Genomic DNA, 24,344 nt, shown 5'->3' with positions numbered 1-24,344 from the left:
AAGCCGCGGAAAAGCCGCGGAAAAAGCCGCGGAAAAAGCCGCGGAAAAAGCCACGGAAAGGCCGCGGAAAAGGTTGCCCGGCAAGCCGGCTTAAAAAATCACCCTCGCCAGAAGCATTTCTGGCGAGGGTGATTTTAATTCCGGGAACCGGCAGGCAGCCCCTTTATTTTTATGCCCGGCACCGGGGCATGTCATTCATAGAGCGACTTGCAGTAGTCGCGCAGGGTCTCCCAGGGATAATAGGGGCCGCCGCCAACCGGCAGTTCGGCATCGCGCTCGTTGTGCAGCACCCGCACCCGCACGTCGCCGGTCTCAGGGTTGCGGAAGAAGATGAACTGCACGTTGGTCGCCATGGGCGATACGCGGTGTATCTGCCACACCCCGGCAGCTTCCTCGGCTGTCCATACGCGCCCGGAAGCCTCCCTGACGCCCAGGAGCGCCACCAGCGGAATGACGTTCACGTCGTGGCCGAAACGCAGCGAAGCCGAGAGGTTCTCCTCCCCCGCGACGACCCGTTCGGCAGTCTCTACGATATTGCGCAGCAGCGGCTTGGCATCGGCGATGATCGGGTCGCCGAAACGTTTCGACGGGCCGAACATCACGTAGCGGCGGAAATTCTCGGCTTCCCAGGCGGCGTATATCTCCTCCTCGGTGAAGAGGTCGTAGAGCGAGATGCCCAGGTATTCGACGTCCTGCATGATGGCGGCCTGCGCCAACAGCTGGTTCATCAGTTTCGCCGGCCTTTTCACCTCGCGTTCCACGAAGGCGGGGTCGGAGAAGAGCGACGCCATCAGACGGGCGGGATGCGTGCGGGCATCCTGCAGGCTGTCGGCCACGGCACCGGATGCCTTTCGCTGGGAATTCAACCCTGCGCCGTTGCTCATATAAGGGATGTAGCGCTGGCTCGATTCGCGGGTCATCCGGATTTCGGGGTTCAGCTCCTTGAGGCGCTCGTTGAAGGCCGCCATGCTCAGGATGCAGCGCGGCACGAGCGTCGAACGGCTTTGGACAAAGCATTCGCGGCCGTCCCCGGTCGAAAAGACCTCGGGATAGGCCTTATACATGCGTTCGGCGATGCCCCGGTGTTCCGCCACGCCGCGGGGCGAGAGGTCGCCGTAACGATCCCGGGCATCGGCTGCGATGACCTCGACCTTAGCCAGCAGGTCGCGCCCCTTCGGGGTCAGCACCCCGGCCGAGTCGGCTTTGCGCAGGATACCCAGCGGCTCGGCATAGATCTTTTCCGAAGTATGCCAACGACTGCCGTGGCGGCCATAGTGGCTGATGTAGAAGGGAACATAGCCCTTCGGGGCGGGTACGGCGGGGCCGGGCAGGTACTCGTACGAGTGGTAAATCCCGCCCGCCCGCTCGGGCATGGCGGCGATCTGCTCACGGGCGGTCTGGGCCGTGGCGCCCCAGAGGCCGAGCAGCAGGAACGCCGCAAGGAGCCTCATTTTCATGGTCAGTTTATTCATAGTCAGCATTTATGTGTCATTATTCCCAGTACGACCCTGTCGGTCTCGTTCATGCCGTCGCGGCCGATGGCCGTGAGGTTGCGGATGCACTTGTCGACATCCTCTTCGATGATTCCCTCGACGGGCGTCACGCAATGGCCGTCCATCGCCATCATGGCCGAGATCACGGCGGTCGAAACGCCGCTCGTGAGTTTCATGGAGCAACTCGGCTTGGCTCCGTCACAAATCATGCCCGTAAGGTTGGCGATCATGTTTTTCACCGCCGCCGCGACCTGCCCGTACGCGCCGCCCATCAGGTAGGTAATGCCGCAGCTCGACCCCGTGGCGGCCACCACGCAGCCGCACAGGGCCGACAGGCGGCCGAGGCTCTGCTTGATATAGATCACCGTGAGGTGGCTCAGCACCAGCGCACGGATCGTCTGCTCCTCGGTGGCGGCGGTCTGCTCGGCGTAGACCACCACGGGAAGCGTCGCCGCGATGCCCTGGTTGCCGCTTCCCGAGTTGCTCATCACGGGGATCATCGCCCCGGCCATGCGGGCGTCGCACGCCGCGGAGGTGTAGGACAGTATTCGCGAGAAGATGCTGTCGCCCATAATCTTCCGTTCGCGCTCGCAACGGAGCGTACGCCCTACGCAGTGGCCGAACTCCCCGGCGAAAGCCTGCTCGGCGGCAGCCTTGTTCAGACGGCGTGTTTCGAGGATGAAGCGCAGTTCGTCGAGGGGTGCCGTCGTGGCGAACTCCCACACCCGGCGCAACGTGAGGGGCACTTCGCCCCCATCCTCTTCGGCCGCCGAGGCCGTACGTTTGTCGAGCGTCACCTCACCGTCGCGCTCGAGGTATACGAACGAGGTATGCCCGCCCGCAATCACCGCTACGGCCCGGTGCCCGGCGCCTTCGGCTTCAACCTCGATATAGAGTTTCTCGGCGATACCCTGCTTCAGGTCGATACATACGCGCTTTTCATCGATATAGCGGCGGCCCTGCTCCACGGCCCCGGGCGTCACATCGCGCAATACCTCCAGCCGGTACTCCGAACGGCCGACGAGCGTCCCGAGCGCCACAGCGATCGGCAGGCCGATCATCCCCGTACCGGGGATCCCAACGCCCATGGCGTTTTTGAGGATATTGGCGCTCAGGCGCACGGCGACCTTTTCGGGACGCGAGCCGAGCAGTTCGGCGGCACGCGCCGTGCACAGCGCCACGGCGATGGGTTCGGTACACCCGATGGCGGGCACCACTTCGCGGTTGATGAGGGCGATAATACGCTTTCGTTCGTTCTGGGACAACATGGATGTTTTTTTTCGGATGTTACAAAGATAACTATTTTTCGCTATTTTTGCATCCGACAAGTAAGACGCCGCCATGGAAAATCCGAAAAAACGCAACTGGAAAGTTCTCACCAGCGAATACCTCGCCCGCAAACCCTGGTTTACGGTACGCCACGAGAGCATCGAACTGCCCGACGGGCGCCTCATACCCGACTACTACGTCTTCGAATATCCCGACTGGGTGAACGTCATCGCCATTACGAAAGAGGGGAAATTCGTCTTTATCGACCAATACCGCCACGGGCTGGGCGAAACGGACTATGAAATCCCGGCGGGCGTGGCCGAGCCCGACGACGCCTCGATGCTGGCCGCGGCACAGCGCGAACTGGCCGAGGAGACGGGGTACGGCGGCGGCCAGTGGCGCGAGCTAATGGTCGTGGCGCCCAACCCCTCGACGCAGAACAACCTGACGTACTGCTACCTGGCGACGGGCGTGGAACGCCTGGGCGAACAGCACCTCGATGCTACGGAGGACATCCGCGTACATCTGTTCTCGGGCGCCGAGGTTCGCGAGCTGCTCGAAAGCGGCCGCATCCGGCAGGCGCTGATGGCCGCACCCCTGTGGCGTTACGCCGCGGAATACGGCCTTTAGCCCCCGAGGAAGGCGGCCGGAGATACGGCCGTACCACGCTATTCGCAGGACGGGCTCCTCACCGCCCGGGCAGGTTTTTCCGGATTTGCGCGGAATTTGCAGGCTGAGGGGAAACGGAAAAATAAAACCTGCACACCATGTATCTATCCATCGCCATCAAACTGCTGGTCGGAATGCTGGGCGTGATCTTTTTCCTGCGCATATCGGGGAAGACCCAGATGGCACAGCTCACACCCCTCGATTCGGTAAACTCGTTCGTACTCGGGGCGCTGGTCGGCGGCGTTATCTACAACCCCGACACCCCGGTATGGTATCTGGTATTCGCCTTCGCGGTGTGGACGGCGGCCAACGTCTCGCTGCGCTACCTGATGCGCTTCCACCGCATCCGCAGGGCGATCAAGGGCGACTCGGTGATGCTCGTCCGCGACCGCCGGCTGGTGATGCGCGAATTCCGCCGCAACGGGCTCGAAATGGAACAGTTCCGCACCATGCTGCGCGAAAACGGCATCTTCTCGATGTTCGACGTCGACGACGTGCGTTTCGAAACCAACGGACGGATAACCATATCGCGCCGCAACGAACCGCCAGAATCGTACCTGCTCGTCAACGGGGGCAAGGTCATGGAAGACGCACTCGAACGCAGCGGCAAGGGCAAGCGGTGGCTCCTGCGCCACCTCCGGCAGGCGGGGTACCCCGATGCGGAAAAACTTTTCTGCGTGGAGTGGACACCGGGACGCGGATTCTATATCGTCCCGCTGGAGGAACCCGACGGCCGGGATGCGGCAAAGGAGACGCTTTCGGCAGACTAAGGACGGAACAGCCGGAAACGGTCTTCAGGACAACACCGGGGAACGCGCCCGGGACAACCCGGGCGAAAGGCCGTGACCGAACCAAAGCCGGGGCGCGCCATCCGACCGGCCTTAGCCGCATCTGCGGACAAATAAAAAAGGGACGGCCTAAAAGCCGTCCCTTTTCCATTCCAGGGGCACACCGCTATTTGCCCACCGTCTGCACCAGCGCAAGGAAGTAGCGGCCGGGGTCGAGGCCGAGGGTCTCGAGCAGCTCGGTCTCGGGGGCACTGCCGCGCGTGATCGACTTCAGGCCATGGCCCGCAGTGTAGAGGTTGACGTTTTCGGCATAGCCCGCGGCATCCTGCCCGCAAAGGTAGCGGACATGCCCGGCGGGAATATTCTTACCTTCATAGACCGACATGTCGGCCACATAAGCCAGATTGAGCGGCGCCGTGAACACGAACGGCTGTGCCCCTGCGACGCTCCGGCGGTCGCCTTCCGCCACACGCACCAGTTTCTGCCCCTTGGCATCGTAACGGTAAACGCCCTCGGGGAAAAACGCATAAATGCGGATGGGATACAACGCCAGTGCCGAAGGTGCCGTGAGCCGTCCGTCCTGCGGGCGGTTGATGCCGCCGGCCGCCCACATCACGCCCGACAACTCCTCGAGCGAAAGGGCTTCGGGAGCATATTCACGCCAGGAACGGCGGTTCTGCAACGCTTCGTTGACCGTCATGCCCGATTTCGGGTCGGGCTTCAGGAGTGCGATCTCCGGCCCGTGCTTCACCGCGGTCTTCGTTTCGGGGGTCTGTGCCTGCTCCCCGGCCGTCTGCATGCCGCCGCATGACGCAAGCAGCAAGGCCGCACATGCAAAAATCTTCATAGTCATCTCTTCTCAATTTTACAGGTTTCCGGACAAATATAAAAATTCAGCCGGAAAAACGCTATCTTTACACCGAAAAAAATCTGCCGGGAACATGAAAACGACAAGCATTTACACCCTCTTTTTCTCGCCTACCGGGACATCGCGGAAAATCGCCGCGGCCGTGGCGCAGGGGATGGCATGGACGGAAGGGAGAGCCACACGGGCGTCCGCCGGAGACAACACGGCACCGGAATCCCCTGCCGGGCAAACCCCGGAAGCGGGAACCGCAGCGGCGACACCAGAGCCTGCCGCCGGGAACAGGGGCGAAACGAAAAGCATGCACGGGGAACCGACAGTCACGGCCATCGACCTGACCCATCCCGCCGGGTACCCCGCCCCGCTGCCGGGCGAAGCCGTCGCCATATTCGCCGTGCCGGTTTACGGAGGGCACGTGGCGCCCGTAGCCCTGGAACGCCTGCGGGAGATCCGCGGCGAAGGCACCCCAGCCGTCGTTCTGGCCGTCTACGGCAACCGCTCGTTCGGCACGGCCGTCGCAGAACTCGCCTCGTTCGTCGCGGGACGGGGATTCGTGCCCGTAGCGGCAGGGGCATTCGTCGGCGAACATTCGTACAGCACGCCCGCAACCCCGATCGCACAGGGACGCCCCGACGCACGGGATCTGATTGCCGCCACGGCATTCGGGGCTCAGGTGCGCGAAAAATTAGCAAAAACAGGGCCTTCCCCCGGCAAGAACCCGGAAACGGCATCCGACACCGCAGCAACCACCCGGGCAACCCAAACCGGCAGCATGGATGCAGCCAAGGCCCCCGCAACGGGCGCCCTTGTCCCCATCGACCCCGCGAAACTGCGCGAACCGCGTACGCCGCTCCTCCCGAAGCTGCGCTTCATCCGGTTCGTACTGGGCTACCGCCGCCGGCAGAAACGCAACCCCGTCGTCCTGCTGCCCGAGGGAGATGCCGCACGCTGCACGCAATGCGGCCGCTGCGTCGCACTGTGCCCCACGCAGGCCATCGCACACGGCGACGAGCTGCACACCGACCCGGCACGCTGCATCCGCTGCTGCGCCTGCGTAAAAGGGTGCGCCTTCGGTGCCCGCACGTTCCGCACGCCCTTTGCAGCCGCCTTGGCCCGGAACTTCGCGCGGCGGAAACCGCCCGTAACCTTATTGTAACCCTTACGGCAGTATGATCGAACACCTCTCGCAACCCTCGCCCACAGAGCTGGACGCACTGACCGCCCTCTGGGAGGCCTCCGTGCGGGCGACGCACGATTTTCTCAGCGAGGAGGACATCCCCTTCTTCCGGCAGATGGTTCGCAACGAAGCACTTGCGGCCGTAGACCTGTATGTCATACGGGACACCGACGACAGGACAGACCGGGCCTGCGGGTCTGGCGGGACAGACGGGACAGACGGGGCGGACGGGAACAGGGGATCGACCGCGGCAAGCCCAACGGGCGAAACCGGACGCGACAGCCGGGCAAACGAGTTCGGCGGGTTCACCGCCTTCGCAGGCGTCGCCGGCGATATGCTCGAAATGCTGTTCGTCGCCCCCGGGGCGCGGGGCAAGGGATTCGGCCGGCAACTCGTGAACCACGTCACACGGCACTGCGGCGTGCGGCGGGTCGACGTCAACGAGCAGAACCCGCAGGCCGCGGGTTTCTACGAACGGATGGGATTCCGCACCGCCGGGCGCGACGCGACCGACCCGTCGGGCCGGCCCTACCCCATCCTGCATATGGAACTCGGACACGCCCCGCACACAGGGCTCGTACCGATTCCGAGCCTGCTGACCGACCGGATCGACATCGGCTTCCGGGCCGAAGTGTCCGACACGGATACGGAAAAGCAGCCCTGACGGAAAGTGCTGTCCGACAAGCCCGGTTCTTACGATTTCACCCCCACCCGAGTTATCTCCGGCAGGGGTGATTTCCATTTTCGGGGAGCAGGCCGACAGCCCGTCCCGCACCATCGGCGGGGAAGCGGGAAAGAGTGGGATTCCCGGATGAAGAGGACGCAGCTAACGGCGCTATCGCATGTATCCCGTAACGGTCAGCGGGGCATCGCCCACCTCGGCCGTGACCTCCGTCGTTTCGCCGCGGGCGTTCTCGTAGCGGAACGTATAGGACTTGCCTTTTTCCAGCAGGAACCTCAACGCATCGTTCATGTCCTGCCTCGGCCCGGCCGTGCGGCCTCCGCCCATTTGCTCGGCACCGCAGAAGACATCGACATTGGCCGCCACGCGGGCGTCCGAGCGCCCTTCGTGCGCCGCACTGTCGTACATCACAAAAGTCACCGTCGTATGCCTTCCCTGCGCCACGAGGGTATGCTCGTAGGCCGCATAAAGGTCGCGGTAACGCTGCGAGACGTCCACCCCGTGCACCTCACGCGAGTCCTCGCTCCACACCATCGGAAACCAGTCGCCGGTGGGCCGGAACGACACGGCGAAGATGCCGTGCATACGGTCGTCGAGCGCCCGCCCGGCATCCGAAAGGAACCAGGCATGGTCGAGCCCCGAGGGGTAATATTCCGTGAAATACCAGCGGCCGCCGATCCATACCTCGACCCAGCTGTGGTTGCCGCGGTCGTCGTGCCACGCGGGAGTCCCGGCGAAACGCGCCGGGATTCCCGCCGCGCGCAGGGCGTCGACCAGCAGCACCGAAAGCCCCGTACAGGAGGCCATATGCTGCCGCATCGACTCGGCAGGGCTCTGGTTGGTCTTTTCGCGGGCGGTGTTGTACTCCACCCCGACGTCGGCCGCGATATTCCGGTTCACGGAGTCGATCGCCGCGCGGATGTCGCGGCAAAGCGCCACGCGCCGGGCGAAGCGCGGGTAGAAATCCGCCCGCCAGCTGTCGCGCACCTCGTCCACGGCGGCATAGGGCAGCACCTCGTTCAGGAAGACGGAATCGGGCAGCGCACGTGTCCACGGGTATTCGCGGCGGGCACGGTAGGCATATTCCACATTCTCGCGCAGCAGGTCGAGGCGCATCGTGTCGCGGTCGCCCCGGGGCATGTGAGCGATCAGAAAGGCCATCCCTTCGCGCTGCTCGCGCGGAGTTTGCCGCAGCAATTGCCGCAGGCTGTCGGCGCGCGGGCAGCCGGCCAGCGCGGAATCCAGCAGCGGTTCGTATCGGGCAGGGACGCCGCAGCCGTAACGGCCGCAGGTACAGAGACACGCCCCCAGCAAAAGGAAGATGATGCGTTTCATGGTTCGAGCAGGGTAAGTATTTGTCGGATGAGCCGTTCGTCGACACAAAGAAGATCGTATTCGGAAACATCGCCGCAGCCGCCCATCGAAACATGCGGGTTGCGGAAAACCATGCCGCCCGGACGCACGCTGCGAGTGCTGAAATGCACGGCATCGACGCCCGTGGCCGCCAGCTGCCGCACATTCGAGGGGTTGACGCCGCTGCCGGCCATCAGTTCGATGCGCCCGGCGGCCTGCGCCACCAACGCCCGCAGCGTGTCGATGCCTTCGACGGCCGTATTGCGGCCCCCCGAGGTCAGGATCCGGCGGCATCCGGCAGCCACCGCCGCTTCGAGCGCCTCCTCCAGGTCACACGCCATGTCGAACGCCCGGTGGAAGGTGGTCTGCATCAGCCCTGCCTCGGCGACCAGGGCAGCCGTACGCTGCACGTCGACCCGCCCGTCGGGGGTGAGCACGCCGAAGACCACGCCGTCGGCGCCGCATTCGCGGGCGAAGCGCACCTCTTCGAGCATTTGGCGGAATTCGGTATCGGAATAGAGGAAATCCCCGCCGCGGGGACGCACCATCACGCTGAGCTGCATCCCTCCGATACGGCGCGCCATACGGATGGCGGCAGCCGAAGGGGTCGTGCCGCCCTCGTAAGGGGAGGCACACAATTCCACGCGCGTGACACCCGCACGGCGGGCAGCCTCGCACGCCTCGACGCTGTATGCGCAAAGTTCGGTCGTCATACGGCAAAGGTAAAAAATCCGCACCGGAAAAACAAGCCCGCGAAAAAGCCGGCTGCCGCGGCAGAAAAAGGCACGGGAAATCCCGACCGGCACATGGCATACTCCCCGCTCCCGGGGCAGGCGGTCAGCGCAGCACGACGGTGACGGACATCGGCCCGTGGGCGCCGAACACCAGCGCCTGTTCGATGTCGGCAGTCTTCGAAGGGCCCGACATGAAACACCCGTAGGCGAAGTCCCCGACTTCGGGGCGCACGACGGCTTCGTGCATCGTATCGACCAGCGCATCGCGCGGGATGACGACCATCAGCGCCGTGGCGCCGAAATAGAGCGCCTTGTGGCGGATATCCTGCGGGATCCACACGGCACCGTTCTCGGCGACACCGAACGCCCCCGAAACGACCCCCAGGTCTATGTCGACCAACTCGCGCGGGTCTTCGACCCGGTCGGGATTCACCGTGGCGACGGTCACTTCGGGCAATGCCGAAGCAACACTCTTCGCATCGGGGTAGCAGCGGCGTACGACCTCATCGAGCGTCGTTGCCCCGTCCAGCCATACGGCCTCGCCCCCAGCCGCCCGGAGCCGCAGGGCGAACATCGCCGCAGGGTCGTCGAAATGCTGGGGTTCGTAGCCGAAGTCGGGGTATGCGTATTCGGGCATTCCCGCCGCGGCGATCCGTTTCAGTATGTTTTCCTTGCTGTTATTCATCTTTACTCGTTTTTCCGGATTTTACCTCGCCCCGCTTCCACAGGGCATTGAACGTCTTGGGGGCAAACGGCGGCATGTCGCGGCCCGGGGCGCTCCACGGATTGAACCGGTTGTTGAGCACGGCGTGCGGGAGATGCTCCGCGACGCGGGCCAGCGCGATGCCGCCGTAGAATCGTCGTCGCCCTCCCATGATGAAGTCCATGCCTTTGACCGTCAGTTTCTTTACCGGGTCGGCCAGATGCATGGGCGCCAACTCCTGCCGCCATGCGTAAATCTGTTCCCCGAGGTCGATCATCGCCGGGCATACGTCCGAGCAGGAGTAGCACAGCGAGCAGGCCGAGACATTGCCGTGGTGGAGCTTCGGCGAACGCAGCATCGACAGGTTGATGCCCAGCGGCCCGGGGATGAAATAGGAGTAGGAATAGCCGCCCGAGCGCCGGTAGACAGGGCAGGTATTCATACAGGCGCCGCAACGCAGGCATTTGAGCATGTTGCGGTGCGCGGCATCGGCCAGCCACTCCGAGCGGCCGTTGTCCACAATCACGACGTGTATCCGTTTGCCCGGTGCAGGCTTGCGGTAGAGCGACGTGTAGGAGGTGACGGGCTGCCCCGTCCCCGAACGCGCCAAGAGGCGCGTGAAGACCGCCAGCGCCCGCATGTCGGGGATGACCTTCTCCAACCCCATGATGGCGATATGCAGGTCGGGGAACGACGTTCCCATGTCGGCATTCCCCTCGTTGGTACAGACGGCCAGCGTCCCCGTGGAAGCCACGGCGAAGTTGACGCCCGTCATGGCGATGTCGGCACCCAGGAATTTGGGCCGCAACTGGCGGCGAGCCTCGTGCGTCAGGTAGGTGGGATCGCTGTTGCCGTGCTCGGTGCCGAACTCACGTTCGAAAAGCGCGCCGACCTCCTCACGGCGTACGCCGATAGCGGGCAGCACGATGTGGCTGGGCGGCAGCTCCAGCAACTGCATGATCCGCTCGCCCAGGTCGCTCTCGACGGCATCGACGCCCCGCTCGCGCAGGTAGGGCGTAAGCCCGCATTCCTCGGAGAGCATCGACTTGCTCTTGACGAGGTTCCGCCCGCCGTGCTCCTGCACCAGACGCCACACCGTGGCGTTCATCTCGTCGGCGTCGGCGGCCCAGTGCACCGCCATGCCATTGGCCGTGGCGTTGCGTTCGAACTCTTCGAGGTAATGCCCCAGATGGCTCAGCGTATGGCGCTTGATCTCGGACGACATGCGCCGCAGGTCTTCCCATTCGGGCACCGTGCGTGCCATCTTGTCGCGCTTTTCGCGTACGGCGTAAAGCGCCTTGTCGTGCCACGCCGTGCGATCGGCGTCGGCGATGAATTTCGCGGCGGCTTTGGAGTGGGTGCTCATAACTTCGAATTGAGGATTTCAACGGCATGGATGGTGCGGATTGGGAGTTTGTCGTGGTCGATAACCCCCTGCATGTGCATCAGACACGAAGAGTCGGCGCCCGTAATGTATTCGGCACCCGTAGCCATGTGGTCGCGCACCTTGTCGCGCCCCATGCAGACAGACACGGCGTTCTCCTCGACGGAGAACATGCCGCCGAAACCACAGCATTCATCGCGGCGCGATGGCTCGGCGATGTCGATGTCCCCGACCAGCGAGAGCAGGTCGCGCAGCTTCGACATATAGGGCACGTTCAGCTCGCTGGGCGATGACAGTCCCATTTTGCGCACCCCGTGGCAGGAGTTGTGCACGCTCACCCGGTGCGGGAAACGTGCATCCAGCTTCGCGGGCTTCACCACGTCGTGGATGAACTCGCAGATCTCCCAGATACGCGAATCGACGCAGGCATGCTCGCGGTAATTGTCCAACAACCGCGGATAGCCCTCGCGCACGAAAACCACGCAGCTGGCCGAAGGCCCGACCACGTAGTCGTACTGCGCAAAAAGCGCATCCATATGCGCGGCCAGCGCCCGGGCGTCCTTCTCGAACCCGGCATTGGCCATCGGCTGCCCGCAGCAGGTCTGTCCGAGGGGATAATCCACCTCGCAGCCCAGCCGCGAGAGCAGTTCGTACGACGCACGTCCCACCCCGGGGTAGACGGCGTTGATATAACAGGGTATGAACAATCCTACTTTCATGTTCGTCGGTTTAGTATGCTGTCGCGTATGCCCCAAAGATAGCGGATTTACGGATGAATTGTCCGCCCGTGGACGTTTTTAGGTATAAAAGGGCTATTATTATGCCGAGACATGCCACGAAAAAAGGAGTACCCCGTAAGGCACTCCCCTCCCACGTCGGGCTCGCAAGCCCTATTTCACTTCGATCTGGCGCGTGGCGGCGGCCAGTTCCTCGACCTTCTTCTTGGGAATGTCAATGGTCATCACGCCGTTTTCGACCCTGGCCGAAATTTTCTCGCGCTCGATGTTGTCGGGCAGCAGCAGGTTCTGCTGGAACTGCGTATAGGAGAATTCGCGGCGCAGGTAGGTACCCTTGCGTTTCTTGTCTTCCTCCTTCTCCTCGGATTTCTTCTCCAGGGAGATGATCAGCTCGTTGTCCTCGTTGATGTGGACTTTGAAATCCTCACGGGTCATGCCCGGAGCAGCGACCTCCACCTTGTACTCGTCTTCGTCTTCGATGATGTTGACGGCAGGAGCCGTGGCGTTGCGGCGTTCGGCGAGCCAGTTGTTATCCAGAAATTCGTTGAAAATGCTCGGCAGCCAGTTTTGATTCGTTCTTGCAGGTGTCATAATCTTGTCCTCCTTGTTTTATTTTGGTTTAACTTTATTTTCTTTCGCAGCCCCTTCCGGAGCGGTTTCATCCGTAACAGGTCAAATCCTGTGCCAGCCGCATGAAAACGAAAAAATGTCACAAATTGTCACACATCCTGCTATTCCGACATGACAAACCGGCAAAAAAACCTTCCGGCAGCGACGGAACAGGCGCCCTTTTCGCATTTGCGGAAAAAAGCCTACCTTTGCCGCATGGATTTCGCACGGATACTGACCGAACGCTACGCGCTCTCGGACGAGGGCACGGGTCTGCTCATGCACTCCGCCACGCTGACGCAACACGCCCGCAAGGAGGTCATCATCGAGGAGGGGCAGCGCGACCCGGACGTCTGCTTTGTGGCCGAGGGTTCGGTGCGCACGTACGTCATGCGCGAGGACAAGTGCGTCATCTTCTCCTTCTCGTTCGAGGGCGACCCGGCAACCTCGACACTCGGCACACAGCCCGGCGGCTTATCGCGCCAGACGATCGAAACGATGGAGCCCGCGACGCTGGTACGCATCCCCCGCGCCCGCATGGACGAGCTTTTCGCCGGGAACGCCGAACTGGCCGACTGGGGACGGCGCATGGCCGAGGAGCAGTTGCGCCGCCACGAGGACTATTTCGCCGACTATGCCTGGCGCGGCAAACGCGAACAGTACGGCCGCATGCTGCGCGAATATCCCCAGCTGCTGCAGCGCATCGCCCTGAAAGACCTTGCGGCCTACCTCTTCCTCACGCCCCAAAGCCTGAGCCGCATCCGCGCCGGGGTCAAATAATACGGAAATTACCATAAGTTAACTTTTCCCGGCGCAGAATGCCTTACTTTTGCACCACCTCAATAAAAAGAGGTGCAATTATGTTACGCGACAGTATCGATTACAAAGGCACGGCAGTCGGCAAACTCTTCCGCCGCTTTCTTTTTCCCACGGTCATGGGGATGGTCTTCTCGGCGGTGTTCGTCATCACCGACGGGATATTCGTAGGCCGGGGCATCGGCAGCGACGCACTGGCGGCAGTCAACCTCACCGCCCCGCTCTTCACGCTCGGCACGGGGCTCGGGCTGATGTTCGGCATGGGCGGCTCGGTGGTGGCATCGGTGAACCTGGCGCAGGGCAAACGCCGCGTGGCCCAGATCAACATCACGCAGTCGCTCTTCGTACCGGCACTGCTGATCGTGCTGCTCAGCGCTCTACTGATCCTTTGCCACAAACCGTTGCTGCTGCTGTTGGGCACGCCGCCCGAACTGATGGTTCCCGCGCGCGAATACCTCGTGTGGTTCACGCTCTTCCTCACGCCGCTGGCCGTATTCAACATCCTGATGTTTATCGTGCGGCTCGACGGCGCGCCCCGGTTCGCCATGGCGTGCAACATCATGGCGGCCTCGATCAACATCGTGCTCGACTATCTTTTCATCTTCGAATTCGGGTGGGGGCTCGCGGGCGCGGCCATCGCAACGGGAGTCGGCTACATAGTAGGCTCGGGCGTGATGCTGCGGTACATGCTGCGCCACAGCCGGACGCTGCACTTCATGAAGTTCAAAACCAGCTACAAGAGCCTGCGCCTCACGGCCCGCAATCTGGGCTACATGACCTACATCGGGTTCCCGGCGCTGCTGAGCGAGCTGGCCATTTCGTGCCTGATGGTCGTGGGTAACTACACGTTCATCCGCTACACCGGCAAGGACGGCGTGGCGGCGTACAGCATCGCCTGCTACATCTTCCCGATCATCTTCATGGTCTACAACGGCATCATCCAGTCGGCACAGCCGATCATCAGCTACAACTACGGCGCAGGGCTGATGCGGCGCGGCAGGGATGCGTTCGCGATGGCACTCGGCACGGCGTTCGTTTGCGGGCTGGCGGTATTCGGGTTCACGTGGCTGTTCAGCCCGCGAATCGTGGGGCTGTTCCTGACGCCCGACGCCCCGGCCTATGCAATCGCCGTGCGCGGCCTGCCGCTCTTCGCCGCCGGGTATCCCTTTTTCGGGATCAACGTCGCCACGATCGGCTACTACCAGAGCATCGAGCGGGGACGGCTTGCGACGGGCCTCACCGTGCTGCGGGGCATCGTGCTGATGGCCTTCTGCTTCCTCGTACTGCCGCGGCTGGCGGGCGTCGCGGGCATCTGGCTCGCGGTACCGGCGGCCGAACTGGCCACGACCCTGCTCCTGCTCGTACTGCTGCGCCTCGACCGCGGGATGAGGCGGCCTATTCCCGGCGGTATTTCTCCATGAATTCGGTGGGCAGCATCCCGAACTGCGCATGGAAACACTTGGCGAAATAGGAGGTCGACGTGAAGCCCACCATATAGCATATCTCCGTAACACGCAAGTCGTTGGGTTTGGAAAGCAAGTCGGCGGCCACCCTGAGGCGCGTGGAACGCAGGAACTCGTTGGGCGTAGTTCCCGTCAGCGACTTGATGCGCGAGAAAAAGAGCGTACGGCTGACATTCACGGCTGCGGCGATATCCTCGACCGAAAGGTTCGAATTGGAGATGTTGTCCATGACATACTGGTTCACCTGCGCCATGAAACGGTTGCCCGAAGGGCTCGCCGCGTCCCCGTCCATGACCAGGTAGGGCATCTTCGAGAATTTCAGGCGCAGCCGGCCCCGGATGTCGATAAGCGCCCGGATCTGGCGGTCGAGGTAGTCCACCGACAGCGGCTTTTCGAGGTAGGCGTCGGCACCCGCCTCCAGCGCACGCACCTTCGCCGCCGAAGAGGAGTCCACCGAAACCAGCACCACGGGAAGGTGATCCAGCGCCGGGTCGTTGCGGATCGCCGCGCAGAGCGCCACGCCGTCCATCCCCTTCATCGCCACGTCGCTCACGACGGCCGCAATGCCCCGGCTTCGGAGCAGGTCGAGCGCCTCACGCCCGTCCGCCACACAATGGATCGTATAGCTGCCGGAAAGATGCCGCACGAAAAAGTCCGCGAAGTCGGCATTATCCTCGGCCAGCAGGATGTCGGGCAGCCGTTTCTGCACCTCGGGTTGCACGGCCGCCACGGCCGGCTGCCCGGCAGGCACTCCGGAATCGCCATCCGCCCCGGGGACGGGACGGGGTGCACCGAGCGGAACCGTCACCGTAAACTCCGTCCACTGTCCCACGGCACTTTCGACCCCGAGCACGGCGCCCATCCGGGTCGCCAGGCTCTTCGCCACGGCGAGCCCCAGCCCCAGCCCGCTGCCGGAGACACACTTGTCCGACGTATAGAAAGGTTCGAATATCCGTGCCTTCTCCGCCCGGTCTATCCCCGCGCCGTCGTCACGGACACGCACACGGAACACATCGCCGGGCACCTCCCCGCCGGGGCCTTCGAGCGTCACGTCGATGCGGCTCTCGGCGAATTGGTAGGCATTACCGAGTATCTGGCCCACGATCTTCGAGAAGTGGTCGCAGCACATCTCGGCCGTGAGGGCTTCGCCGGGCAGCCCGAGGTGCACCGCGATACCCCGCCGCGGGACGGCATCCCCCACCGCCGCGACCACCGTCCGCAATACTTCCCGTACGTCGACGCGCTCCGGGGCACGGGAAGCGGCATGCTCGCCCTCCTCCGCGCTTTTCAGGTTCAGGATCTGGTCGACCAGCGTCCGCAGCCGCTCGCAGTTCTTGCGGATGATGTCCACGTCGTCGCGCAACCCGGGCAAATCCCCGGCGCGCTTGGCGATCTCCTCGACGGGTGCGGCAATCAGCGCAACGGGCGTACGTATTTCATTGGCCACCTCCGTGAAGAGGCTCACCTTGGCCTCGAGCAGGTCGAGCTTGTTCTTGCGGGTGATCGAGGCGATCTGCTCGCGGTGCGCGCGGCCGATCCTGCGGCGCAGCCACAGGCCGCCGCCCGCCACGGCCAGCAGAGCCAGCACGCCGTAGGCCACGACCATGGCGCGAGCCATCCACCACGGCGGCAACACGAGGATCTCGACCACGGCCTCCTCGCCGAACTGCTCGCCGCCGGTCGAGGCGCTCACGACGAAGCGGTAACGGTTCGGCGGCAGGTTGGTGTAGGAGACATGCTGCACCCCGGCCCCTTCGTCCAGGCCGGTGGTGATCCATTTGTCGTCGAAGTTCTCCAGCCGGTAACGGTAGACCGTCCTTAGCGGCGAGGAGAAGTTGAGGGCAATGAAATCGAGGCTGAACGACATCTTCCGTCCGCGCAGGCGCACCGAGCGCTGGCAGTCGATGGTATTGGACAGCAGCCGGCCGTCCACGGGCACGCTGCGGTTGAAGAGCTTGAAATCGGGGAAGACGACGCTGAGCTTGGCCGAATTCTCGCGGCGCGTGAAATCATAGGGATAGAACTTGTTGATGCCGTTGTTGCAGCCGATGTAGATATGCCCGGTCGAGGACTTGATGCCCGAATTGGCGTTGAAGATATTGGCCAGCAGTCCGTCGTCGGAGGTGAACTTGTAGATCGACTGCGGGCCGTTCCCGGGGCTGTATTTCAGCAGCCCGCGGTTGGTCGTGAGCCACAGTTCGCCGCCGTTCTGCACGATCTGGAACACGGCGCAGTTGCCGTAGGGCAGCATGTCGAACTCCCTGGAGAGCGTGTCGGCCGCGATGTCGTAACGGCAAAGCCCGCAGCCGTGGGTGCCGATCCACAGGTTGTCCCCCTCGACGGCCAGGCAGCTCACGAAATCGGAAAGCCCGCCCCCGGAATCGTGCGAGCAAAGGGTGAACCTGCCGTCGTCGAACCCGTAGCGGATCAACCCCTTGCCCAGCGACGCGAACCACAGGTGCCCGCGGGCATCCTCGCAGATGTCCACCACGTCGCTGTTATGTCCCAGGCCGAATGCGCACGTGATGGTCTGCGAAACGTCGTCGTAACGGCAGATGCCCATTTTGGTGCCGATCCACAACTGCCCCCGCGAATCGCGGAAAACCGAATAGACGTCGAGATTGTCGAGTCCCGTGCCGGCCTGCGTGAAGTGCTTCATCTGCCGCGTGCGCAGGTCGATGCGGTAAAGCCCGTCGCCATACGTCCCGACCCACAGCCATCCGCCGTCGATGGTGAGCGCATGGATGTTGAGCGCCCGGTCGCGCGGGTCGACCGCCACGGGCGTATAGCTGCCCGTACGCGGATTGTAAAGGCTCAGCCCCCCGTCGTCGCTGCCGATCCAGATATTCCCCTCGGGATCCTCGCAGAATTTGCTGATGATATGCCCGCACCCCTCGCCGGCCTCGATGAGCGTGAAAAGCGAACTGAGCGGCGAGAGGTAGTTGATGCCGCCGAAATAGGTTCCGATCCACACGCCGCCGTCACGATCCTTGAGGATGGAGTGGATGAATTTGTCGTTGAGCCGTCCATTCCGGTTGGTCGTGCCGTTGTCGACATGCTCGAAACTGCGGTTCTTGGTATTGAAATTCACCAGGCCGTGATCCGTCCCGAGCATGATTATCCCCGGGGCGTATTCGATCATGCTCCGCACGCGGCCGTACGCCTCGCCGTCCTCCGGGCGGTTGCAGGTGAACGTCAGCCGCGAAAGTTCGAACTTGTAGAGCTCGCAGGCATACCCTGCGATCCAGATGTCGCCGAACGAATCCTGGCACATGGTACTGATGCGCGAAATCGGCTCGCGCGTGAGCGTGTCCTCGACCCGGAAAGTGGAGAAACGGTTGTTCTCGGGGTTGTAGCGGCTCAGCAGCGAACCGCCGCCCGAAGCCACCCAGATGTTGTTGTCGTGGTCAAGCAGGATCTTCACGATGACGTCGGACGAGAAGGCCTCGGGGTATTTCGCGGCGTTATAGTGTTCGAACGTGCCGCTCTTGAGGCTGTAACGGTAGAGGCCGTCGCCGAGCGTCCCGATCCACATGTTGCCCGCGACGTCCGCCGCAAGCGAATAGACCAGCAGGTTGCGGCGCTCCCGGCCATCGCTGCCCAGGATGGGCAGGTGGACGAACGACTCGTCCTTCGAGTCGAAGATATAGACCCCGTCGCTGGTTCCGACCCATATGCGGTCGCCGTTGGGGAACCCTTCGCCGCAAAGGCTGTAAATGCAGTTGTTTTCGAGCGTATTGCGGCGGCGGTAATCGGAGCGGTAGTTGGTGAAATCGTAGGAGTTGAACCGGTCGAGGCCGTCGGCCGTGCCGACCCAGACATACCCCTTGTCATCCTGATAGAGGCACTGGATGGTGTTCGACGACAACCCGCTGTTGTCGGTATAATACCTGAATTTGTGCTCCATACCGTTCCCTGCACGCAACACCAGACACATCACGACCGCACATACCGCACATTTCACCCTCGATTCCATAGCGCCGACCCTTTAGAGAACTTTATAATCTTTATCATTCCATCCCGCAAAACCGACGCAACCTTTCCCGGGGCGGAAGCATCCGATGGGAAAAATACTTTCTTTCCTTAATATATACAAATACAAGGCACCATTATACCTATTTCGGGCAGCAGAAATGCGCCGTCCGGCTCCGAAGCGGAAGGCATTATCCGTCGGGGCACCGCCCTTACGCGCCGCAATCCGCCGCCCCGCCCCGAAGACATGCCGCCCCCGGGCGGACGGCCGATGCCATCCGCAATACAGACACAGGATACGGGTCGCTATCCCCGTGAATAACAGGGAGTACCCGGAAATGAGCCGGGAAGAGGGGGGGGGAATTCGGGATTCATGGCCGCCGGATGTTTACCTGATCTCACCGATATCGTCCAGCGGCCAGTCGTCGGTGCGGAACGGGACAAGGGGCTGCCCCATCGTCGTCATGACATTGGCTTCGGAGCAGTAATTGCGGAAGGCGTAGCGCACCGCCACCGGGTCAGACACCCGATCGGAGCTCACTTCGATCCGGTTGTCCCAATATTTGAAATTCGCAACGGCAGGGTGGAAAACCCGGTCTTCGCCCGCAATCTCGAAGCCGCCCGGACGAAGATAGCCGTCCGGGCCGAAGGCCACGAAGCTGTCGACGCCGTTTTGGGCCCGGACGGGCAGGTTGTCGAAAGTCAGCACCAGTTTATTGCCGTCGCGCTCCATCGACTTGTATACCGGCGCCGGGGCGGGCAGCCCCGTCACCCCGTAATCGTTCGCCAGGGCGAGGAACGCCAGCCGCTCCCCCACTTCGCGCTTGCGCGCCGGATGGATGCAGGTCGGGTTGCCCAGGTCGGTCGTGGCAGCGATCCCCGAGTGCGGGATTTCGGCCAGCGCACGGTACTGCGCCTCGATCACCAGCGGCAGCGAACGCAGTGTGTCGCCCTCGTAGCGGTAAGGCGCCAGCTGCGTATAGTAGAACGGCATCTTCCCGTCGCCCCAGGTTTCCCGCCAGAGTTTGACGAGCGAGACCTGCAACGCCTTGTAATCGTACCAGTTCTTGCGGTTCGACTCACCCTGGTACCAGATGAACCCTTTGGCCGTATAGCGGCAGACGGGCAGGATCATTCCGTTGTAGAGCCGCTGGGGAATGCTGTTGTCGTAGGTTCCCGACTTGGCAACGGCGTGGTCGATGCCCGGCGTCGCGTCGATGGCGTCGACGGTCATCCACGCCTCGATGGTCGAACCGCCCCAGTTGGAGGTGATGAGCCCGACCGGAATGCCCAGCGCCTTGTAGAGCATACGCCCGAAAAAATAGCCCACGGCGCTGAACTGGCCGACGGAGGCGGGCGTCGCGGTCTGCCAGGCCGCATCGCAATCGTCCAGGGGCGTCTTGGACGAGACCCTGGGGACGGTGAACATCCGAATGCCGGGGTACATGCCCGCATCGGCGATGGCATCGACCGCCCCCTCGACGGGTTGGAACATGAATCCGCTCACGGGCATCTCCATGTTGGACTGTCCCGAGCAGACCCACACCTCGCCCACGAGGACATTGTCAAGCACGAGCGGTTCGCCGTCGCTGACAGTCACGGTATAGGGGCCTCCGGCTTCGCCCGTGGGGAGCTTCAGCGCCCAGCGGCCCGAGGCATCGGCCCGGGTTTCATGCGTGCGGCCGTCCCACGAGGCAGTGACCCGTACCCGGCTGCGTGGCGATGCTTCGCCCCAGAAATTCACTTCGGCATTGCGTTGCAACACCATATTGCTCCCCAGCACGGCGGGGAGTTTCACCCGCGCCGGGAGCTGCACGGCCAGCAATAGCGCCAGCACGACGGAAAAGAGCCGTTTCATCGGAAAAAGTCGTTTATTTTTTATCGGTCTGTTTCTTATCGACGACCACGCGGTCGCAATTCCGCGTGATGAAATTGCGCTTTTCGTCGAGTACATAGGGATAATCGTCGGTGTATTCGATGACGTTGTCGCGCGTGAACACGAACCCGTCGACACAGTAGAGGTTGACGATACGCGGGTCGAACACGCGGAAGGTGTTGCCCTCGACCCGGATGTTGCGGTGGTAGCGGCTGGTCTCGCGGTCGGGGATGCCGCTGCCCACGGCAATACATGCCGAGCCCCAACCGGGACTGCCGTAGTTGCCGTTCTCGAAGAGGTTGCGGCGGATCACCACGTCGCGCACGCCCGACTGCTCGTACCAGTAGTTGGCGTCGCCTTCGATCAGAATGGCCGCCCCGGCGATGTGGAAGTAGTTATCCTCGATGACCATGCGGTTGCGCGAGCCCAGCAGCAGGCCGCGCGCCCGGTTGCCGCGCATGCGGCAGCCCTTGATGAGCACCTCGGGATATTCATCGTCGGCCGCCACGACATGCATGGGCTCGACCCCGTCGGGGAGCGGCTCGGTGAAGGTGACTTCGGTGTAAACCTTGTTGAGGCGCCTGACTGACTTCACCGTCCGGCGGGCATAGGTCTCCACGTTGTTGTTGTCGACCAGTTCGAGGGTCATCCCCGGCACGATGAAATCCACGCCGTACTGCCCCGAGTTGCGCCAGCGGAGCAGCAGTTTGTCGGCGCCCCCGACCTTTTCGACGGCCATGTACAGCCCGTGGATATTCGTTGCGTCGTCTTTCTGGTTCTCGAACGTGCAGTCGATCATGCGGATGTAGCCGCCGCAGTTGACGTAGTGCGTGGCGTCGGCCGTAATGCTGATCATGCGCCCCTTGCCGGGCGAGGGGACGATCACCAGCTTGCGAAGCTCGATGTCGCGGCTGCGCTGCGCGATCACACCCATGCCGCCGCAGTGGTAGAGGTTGACGTCGCGGATGGCAACGCCCCGGCAGTCGGCGAGCGTGAAACCGGGGTTGTAACGCGCAGCCGCGCCGAATACCATCACGTTGCCGACCGTGGCGGTCAGGTCTTTACGCAGGATGCGGATGTTGCCGTTGGCGCATTTTTCGGCCGGGATCGTCCGGTTCGACAGCCAGTAGTCCGTGGCACGGAACGCCGGTTCGCGCCGCACGGCGTCGAACTCCAGCAGGTTGGAGAAGGGGTACACCGTACCCTCGGCATCGCGGAAACGCAGGCAGCCGTTGACGATGTCGCAGAGGTAATCTTCGGGGAACTCGATTTCCAGCCAACCGTCGCCCTTCGCCACAACGGTGCCCTCGGAATTGAACGTACGGGTGAAGTCGATCGTCAGGTCGCGCACCGTAATGTTCTCACAGTCTTCGAGGCTGAACGGCGAAATGAAGCCCGTGAAGAGCAGTTCGGTGCCGTTGCCGTCGATCTCGAAGTCGCGCATACCCACCAGGTCGAACGCAATGCGCTTGAGGCTCTCGTCGTTGTTGCTGATGAACTGGTACTTTTCGACCGCCCGGTCGGGGCGCATGCGGAGCTGGCCGCCGGGCAGCACGAGCCGCGAGGCGCCGACCTCGGCACAGTGTTCCAGCGCGGCCCGCACGGCGGGCACGGCATCCGTCCCTGCAGCGCCGGGCGCGAGGAAATCTTTCAGGTAGACGGTTTTTTCCGCCGCAGGTGCCGCATATACGGCCAGGATGGCCAGCAGGGCGGCGCAGCATTTTCTCAGGGTTCGGTTCATAAGGGTCGTATTTTTCGGATAGGGTTATTTGTTATCAGCCGGTTCGATCTTCAGCGCGAAGCCGCCGCCGGGCGCCACGGGTATTTGCAGCCGTGTCGCGGAGGTCACCCGTTGCGTGGAGAGCACATAGCGGGCGGGCTCCGCAGCCGAGCGGTCGTCGGCGAGCAGCGTGGCCGTATACTCCCGCCCGGGGTCGAGCAGCGACAGGTCGACATCGAGCGTGCGCGGCGTCCAGCCGGTAAGCCCGCCCACATACCAGCAATCCTGCCGTTTGCGTGCCGTGACGATATATTCGCCGATCTCGCCCGCGAGCACCCGCGTCGTATCGAACACGACGGGCAGCGAAGCGATGAAGCGCGTGCAGGCCTCGTCGGCCATGTAGCGCGTCGGAGAGTCACAGAGCATCACCAGCGGTGCGTCGAAAACCACGTAAGCCGCCACCTGGTGCGCCCGCGTGCCCTGGCTCATCGGGTTGCGGTAGTCTATCCGGAAGCCTTCGCGCGTGGCATTGCGGTAGGCGCCGGGGGTGTAGTCCACCGGGCCCTGCACCATGCGGATGAAGGGGAAGGTCACGTCGTAGAGCGGTATGTCGGGATTGCTCCACTTGAGTTCCTCCAGCCCGAAGACGCTTTCGAAATTGACGATATTGGGATAGGTGCGGTTCTGACCCGTGGGTTTGTAAACGCCGTGGATATCGAGCACCAGGCGGTGCGCGGCGGCGACCCGGGCAAGGCGGTAGACCAGCTCGACGGCCTTCTGGTCGTCGCGGTCGATAAAGTCGACCTTGAAGCCGCGGATACCTAATCCGGCATAGTAGCTGCACGCCTCTTCGAGCTTGGCGTCGAGCACGTTGCCCACGACCCACAGCATCAGCCCGACACCTTTGGCGTCGGCATAACGCACCAGTTCGGGCAGGTCGATCTGCTCGACCACGGACATCACGTCGCCGGCCTTCGGATTCGACCACCCTTCGTCCAGCACGACGTATTCGAGCCCGTAGTCGGCCGCGAAGTCGATATAGGCCTTATAGGTTCGCGTGTTGATGCCCGGCTCGAAGTCCACGCCCGTCAGCCCCCAGTCGTTCCACCACTCCCAGGCCACCTTGCCGGGCTTCACCCACGAGCAGTCGCCGATGCGGTTCTCTGCGGCGAGGGCATAGACCAGGTCGTTGGTCGGGAGTTCGCGGTCCTGGTCGGCCACGGCGAGGATACGCCACGGATATGTCCGCGTGCCCTCGACGCGGGCGATATAGTCGTGGCGCGTGGCGACCTTCTCCTGGCAGCGGCGCTCGTGAAGGTAGCAACTGTCGGGCACGGCGGCAAACAGCCCCCGCAGGCCGCCCGCCGAGGGCGTCAGGAACATGCCGGGATAGGCTTCCAGGTCGGCTTCGCAGACCAACACGCGGCCGGCGGCGCCGCAGTCGGCGGCCAGCGGCAGCAGGACGGGTTTTTCCGTTCCCAGCGCGCTCAGGCGGCACTTCTCATACTGGCTCTGGTAGGCGTTGCACAGGCCGTCGGAATAGGCGGCGAACAACCCGGGGTCGCCCGCGAAATTGAACTCGGCCACTTCACCGGCCACGGTTCGTTCGCCCGGCAGATGCGTTTCGATACGGTAGGCGCACCCCTGGTCGAAGACCCGGAAAGTCACGGCATAACCGCCTTCGAAGGTAAGCCGCAGCTGGTTGTAATGCTCCGTGAAGCGTGCCTGCCGGTAGAAGGGGGCCTCGACGACCCGTTCCACCGTTTCGCGCCGCGCATCGGTCACCTTCGCACCGCGTCCCAGCACCGTACCGTCGGCGAAGTGCAGCCCGATGGCCGAAGGCAGCAGCACGGGCGTACCGTGGCGGGTCACGGTATAGGTCAGCGAGTCGGCCGCACGAATCCCGACGCAGAGCGTCCCGTCGGGCGAGGTGACTTTGAAATCAGTCCCGGGGCCGGACGAGCAGGCGGCCGCGAAGGACAATGCAAACGAAATGGCGAAGCAGCGGAAAAGGTTCATAGGTAAATCGGATTG

General features: G+C 63.1%; 19 protein-coding genes. 6 read left to right on the top strand and 13 right to left on the bottom strand.

Going from position 1 to position 24,344, the window contains the following annotated elements:
- Nucleotides 1-191: 191 nt before the first annotated feature.
- Nucleotides 192-1,481 carry a histidine-type phosphatase gene (locus B3C38_RS04480; protein WP_414630899.1) on the bottom strand — a complete coding sequence of 430 codons (1,290 nt, stop codon included), beginning with the start codon at nt 1,479-1,481 and terminating at the stop codon, nt 192-194.
- The gene (locus B3C38_RS04475; protein ID WP_286725754.1) at nt 1,475-2,761 is read right to left on the bottom strand and encodes a serine dehydratase subunit alpha family protein; all 1,287 of its coding nucleotides are present in this window, start codon (nt 2,759-2,761) and stop codon (nt 1,475-1,477) included. The genes B3C38_RS04480 and B3C38_RS04475 overlap by 7 nt, the downstream gene beginning before the upstream one ends.
- 73 nt (nt 2,762-2,834) lie before the next feature.
- Here B3C38_RS04475 and B3C38_RS04470 point away from each other — a divergent pair, with 73 nt between their 5' ends.
- Together B3C38_RS04470 and B3C38_RS04465 are read left to right on the top strand one after the other, a co-directional pair.
- Nucleotides 2,835-3,392: an NUDIX hydrolase gene (locus B3C38_RS04470; protein ID WP_055211016.1), complete on the top strand. Its 558-nt coding sequence runs from the start codon at nt 2,835-2,837 to the stop codon at nt 3,390-3,392.
- Nucleotides 3,393-3,529: 137 nt separating this feature from the next.
- Nucleotides 3,530-4,201: a DUF421 domain-containing protein gene (locus B3C38_RS04465; RefSeq protein ID WP_018694929.1), complete on the top strand. Its 672-nt coding sequence runs from the start codon at nt 3,530-3,532 to the stop codon at nt 4,199-4,201.
- A 184-nt stretch (nt 4,202-4,385) separates the two neighbouring features.
- On the opposite strand, the gene B3C38_RS04460 is transcribed toward B3C38_RS04465, so the two are convergent.
- The gene (locus tag B3C38_RS04460; RefSeq protein ID WP_286725748.1) at nt 4,386-5,072 is read right to left on the bottom strand and encodes a SagB/ThcOx family dehydrogenase; all 687 of its coding nucleotides are present in this window, start codon (nt 5,070-5,072) and stop codon (nt 4,386-4,388) included.
- 88 nt (nt 5,073-5,160) lie between these two features.
- Here B3C38_RS04460 and B3C38_RS04455 point away from each other — a divergent pair, with 88 nt between their 5' ends.
- Together B3C38_RS04455 and B3C38_RS04450 are read left to right on the top strand one after the other, a co-directional pair.
- Nucleotides 5,161-6,240, top strand: a complete 1,080-nt coding sequence (locus tag B3C38_RS04455; protein WP_286725746.1) for a 4Fe-4S dicluster domain-containing protein — start codon at nt 5,161-5,163, stop codon at nt 6,238-6,240.
- Nucleotides 6,241-6,253: 13 nt separating this feature from the next.
- On the top strand, nt 6,254-6,925 hold the full coding sequence (locus tag B3C38_RS04450) for a GNAT family N-acetyltransferase (RefSeq protein ID WP_286725745.1): 672 nt from the start codon (nt 6,254-6,256) through the stop codon (nt 6,923-6,925).
- Between the two features lie 171 nt (nt 6,926-7,096).
- Here the strand turns inward: B3C38_RS04450 and B3C38_RS04445 are convergent, their stop codons facing one another.
- From B3C38_RS04445 to B3C38_RS04420, 6 genes are all read right to left on the bottom strand, one after another.
- Nucleotides 7,097-8,278 (bottom strand): transglutaminase-like domain-containing protein, encoded by a 1,182-nt coding sequence (locus B3C38_RS04445; RefSeq protein ID WP_286725743.1) that lies wholly within the window; start codon nt 8,276-8,278, stop codon nt 7,097-7,099.
- A complete protein-coding gene (locus B3C38_RS04440) occupies nt 8,275-9,009 on the bottom strand; it encodes a copper homeostasis protein CutC (protein ID WP_286725742.1) in 735 nt (244 codons plus the stop codon). Before B3C38_RS04440 ends, B3C38_RS04445 begins: the two co-directional genes overlap by 4 nt.
- A 124-nt stretch (nt 9,010-9,133) precedes the next feature.
- Nucleotides 9,134-9,715 carry a LutC/YkgG family protein gene (locus tag B3C38_RS04435; protein WP_286725740.1) on the bottom strand — a complete coding sequence of 194 codons (582 nt, stop codon included), beginning with the start codon at nt 9,713-9,715 and terminating at the stop codon, nt 9,134-9,136.
- Nucleotides 9,708-11,099 carry a lactate utilization protein B gene (locus B3C38_RS04430; RefSeq protein ID WP_130065680.1) on the bottom strand — a complete coding sequence of 464 codons (1,392 nt, stop codon included), beginning with the start codon at nt 11,097-11,099 and terminating at the stop codon, nt 9,708-9,710. Before B3C38_RS04430 ends, B3C38_RS04435 begins: the two co-directional genes overlap by 8 nt.
- Entirely contained in the window at nt 11,096-11,836 is a 741-nt protein-coding gene (locus tag B3C38_RS04425; protein WP_130065679.1) for a (Fe-S)-binding protein, read from the bottom strand. Before B3C38_RS04425 ends, B3C38_RS04430 begins: the two co-directional genes overlap by 4 nt.
- Before the next feature lie 171 nt (nt 11,837-12,007).
- Nucleotides 12,008-12,445, bottom strand: coding sequence for an Hsp20/alpha crystallin family protein (locus B3C38_RS04420; protein ID WP_286725736.1), 438 nt, complete (start codon nt 12,443-12,445; stop codon nt 12,008-12,010).
- A gap of 234 nt (nt 12,446-12,679) precedes the next feature.
- On the opposite strand from B3C38_RS04420, the gene B3C38_RS04415 reads away from it, so the two are divergent.
- Both B3C38_RS04415 and B3C38_RS04410 read left to right on the top strand, forming a co-directional pair.
- Nucleotides 12,680-13,243, top strand: coding sequence for a Crp/Fnr family transcriptional regulator (locus B3C38_RS04415; RefSeq protein WP_286725733.1), 564 nt, complete (start codon nt 12,680-12,682; stop codon nt 13,241-13,243).
- Nucleotides 13,244-13,323: 80 nt separating this feature from the next.
- Complete coding sequence (locus B3C38_RS04410) at nt 13,324-14,700, top strand: MATE family efflux transporter (RefSeq protein WP_286725731.1); 1,377 nt, start codon at nt 13,324-13,326, stop codon at nt 14,698-14,700.
- On the opposite strand, the gene B3C38_RS04405 is transcribed toward B3C38_RS04410, so the two are convergent.
- The 4 genes from B3C38_RS04405 to B3C38_RS04390 form a co-directional block, all read right to left on the bottom strand.
- A complete protein-coding gene (locus B3C38_RS04405) occupies nt 14,675-18,718 on the bottom strand; it encodes a hybrid sensor histidine kinase/response regulator transcription factor (RefSeq protein WP_286725730.1) in 4,044 nt (1,347 codons plus the stop codon). The two genes, B3C38_RS04410 and B3C38_RS04405, sit on opposite strands and share 26 nt — an antisense overlap.
- A gap of 384 nt (nt 18,719-19,102) precedes the next feature.
- Nucleotides 19,103-20,572: a sialate O-acetylesterase gene (locus tag B3C38_RS04400; RefSeq protein ID WP_286725727.1), complete on the bottom strand. Its 1,470-nt coding sequence runs from the start codon at nt 20,570-20,572 to the stop codon at nt 19,103-19,105.
- 13 nt (nt 20,573-20,585) lie between these two features.
- On the bottom strand, nt 20,586-22,331 hold the full coding sequence (locus tag B3C38_RS04395) for a right-handed parallel beta-helix repeat-containing protein (RefSeq protein ID WP_018694915.1): 1,746 nt from the start codon (nt 22,329-22,331) through the stop codon (nt 20,586-20,588).
- Between the two features lie 24 nt (nt 22,332-22,355).
- Nucleotides 22,356-24,329, bottom strand: coding sequence for a glycoside hydrolase family 97 protein (locus B3C38_RS04390; protein WP_286725723.1), 1,974 nt, complete (start codon nt 24,327-24,329; stop codon nt 22,356-22,358).
- Nucleotides 24,330-24,344: the final 15 nt, after the last annotated feature.

This window comes from Alistipes sp. UBA1686 (genome assembly GCF_002320215.1).
In the GTDB taxonomy this organism is placed as follows: domain Bacteria; phylum Bacteroidota; class Bacteroidia; order Bacteroidales; family Rikenellaceae; genus Alistipes; species Alistipes onderdonkii.
Note: the sequence above shows the minus strand (reverse complement) of the source record. Positions and strands in the feature narration are given on the sequence as shown.

Excerpts from the sequence above, each read along its gene's own strand:
- B3C38_RS04480 (WP_414630899.1), bottom strand. The coding sequence starts at position 1,481 with ATGCTGACTATGAATAAACTGACCATGAAAATGAGGCTCCTTGCGGCG.
- B3C38_RS04475 (WP_286725754.1), bottom strand. The coding sequence starts at position 2,761 with ATGTTGTCCCAGAACGAACGAAAGCGTATTATCGCCCTCATCAACCGC.
- B3C38_RS04470 (WP_055211016.1), top strand. The coding sequence starts at position 2,835 with ATGGAAAATCCGAAAAAACGCAACTGGAAAGTTCTCACCAGCGAATAC.
- B3C38_RS04465 (WP_018694929.1), top strand. The coding sequence starts at position 3,530 with ATGTATCTATCCATCGCCATCAAACTGCTGGTCGGAATGCTGGGCGTG.
- B3C38_RS04460 (WP_286725748.1), bottom strand. The coding sequence starts at position 5,072 with ATGACTATGAAGATTTTTGCATGTGCGGCCTTGCTGCTTGCGTCATGC.
- B3C38_RS04455 (WP_286725746.1), top strand. The coding sequence starts at position 5,161 with ATGAAAACGACAAGCATTTACACCCTCTTTTTCTCGCCTACCGGGACA.
- B3C38_RS04450 (WP_286725745.1), top strand. The coding sequence starts at position 6,254 with ATGATCGAACACCTCTCGCAACCCTCGCCCACAGAGCTGGACGCACTG.
- B3C38_RS04445 (WP_286725743.1), bottom strand. The coding sequence starts at position 8,278 with ATGAAACGCATCATCTTCCTTTTGCTGGGGGCGTGTCTCTGTACCTGC.
- B3C38_RS04440 (WP_286725742.1), bottom strand. The coding sequence starts at position 9,009 with ATGACGACCGAACTTTGCGCATACAGCGTCGAGGCGTGCGAGGCTGCC.
- B3C38_RS04435 (WP_286725740.1), bottom strand. The coding sequence starts at position 9,715 with ATGAATAACAGCAAGGAAAACATACTGAAACGGATCGCCGCGGCGGGA.
- B3C38_RS04430 (WP_130065680.1), bottom strand. The coding sequence starts at position 11,099 with ATGAGCACCCACTCCAAAGCCGCCGCGAAATTCATCGCCGACGCCGAT.
- B3C38_RS04425 (WP_130065679.1), bottom strand. The coding sequence starts at position 11,836 with ATGAAAGTAGGATTGTTCATACCCTGTTATATCAACGCCGTCTACCCC.
- B3C38_RS04420 (WP_286725736.1), bottom strand. The coding sequence starts at position 12,445 with ATGACACCTGCAAGAACGAATCAAAACTGGCTGCCGAGCATTTTCAAC.
- B3C38_RS04415 (WP_286725733.1), top strand. The coding sequence starts at position 12,680 with ATGGATTTCGCACGGATACTGACCGAACGCTACGCGCTCTCGGACGAG.
- B3C38_RS04410 (WP_286725731.1), top strand. The coding sequence starts at position 13,324 with ATGTTACGCGACAGTATCGATTACAAAGGCACGGCAGTCGGCAAACTC.
- B3C38_RS04405 (WP_286725730.1), bottom strand. The coding sequence starts at position 18,718 with ATGGAATCGAGGGTGAAATGTGCGGTATGTGCGGTCGTGATGTGTCTG.
- B3C38_RS04400 (WP_286725727.1), bottom strand. The coding sequence starts at position 20,572 with ATGAAACGGCTCTTTTCCGTCGTGCTGGCGCTATTGCTGGCCGTGCAG.
- B3C38_RS04395 (WP_018694915.1), bottom strand. The coding sequence starts at position 22,331 with ATGAACCGAACCCTGAGAAAATGCTGCGCCGCCCTGCTGGCCATCCTG.
- B3C38_RS04390 (WP_286725723.1), bottom strand. The coding sequence starts at position 24,329 with ATGAACCTTTTCCGCTGCTTCGCCATTTCGTTTGCATTGTCCTTCGCG.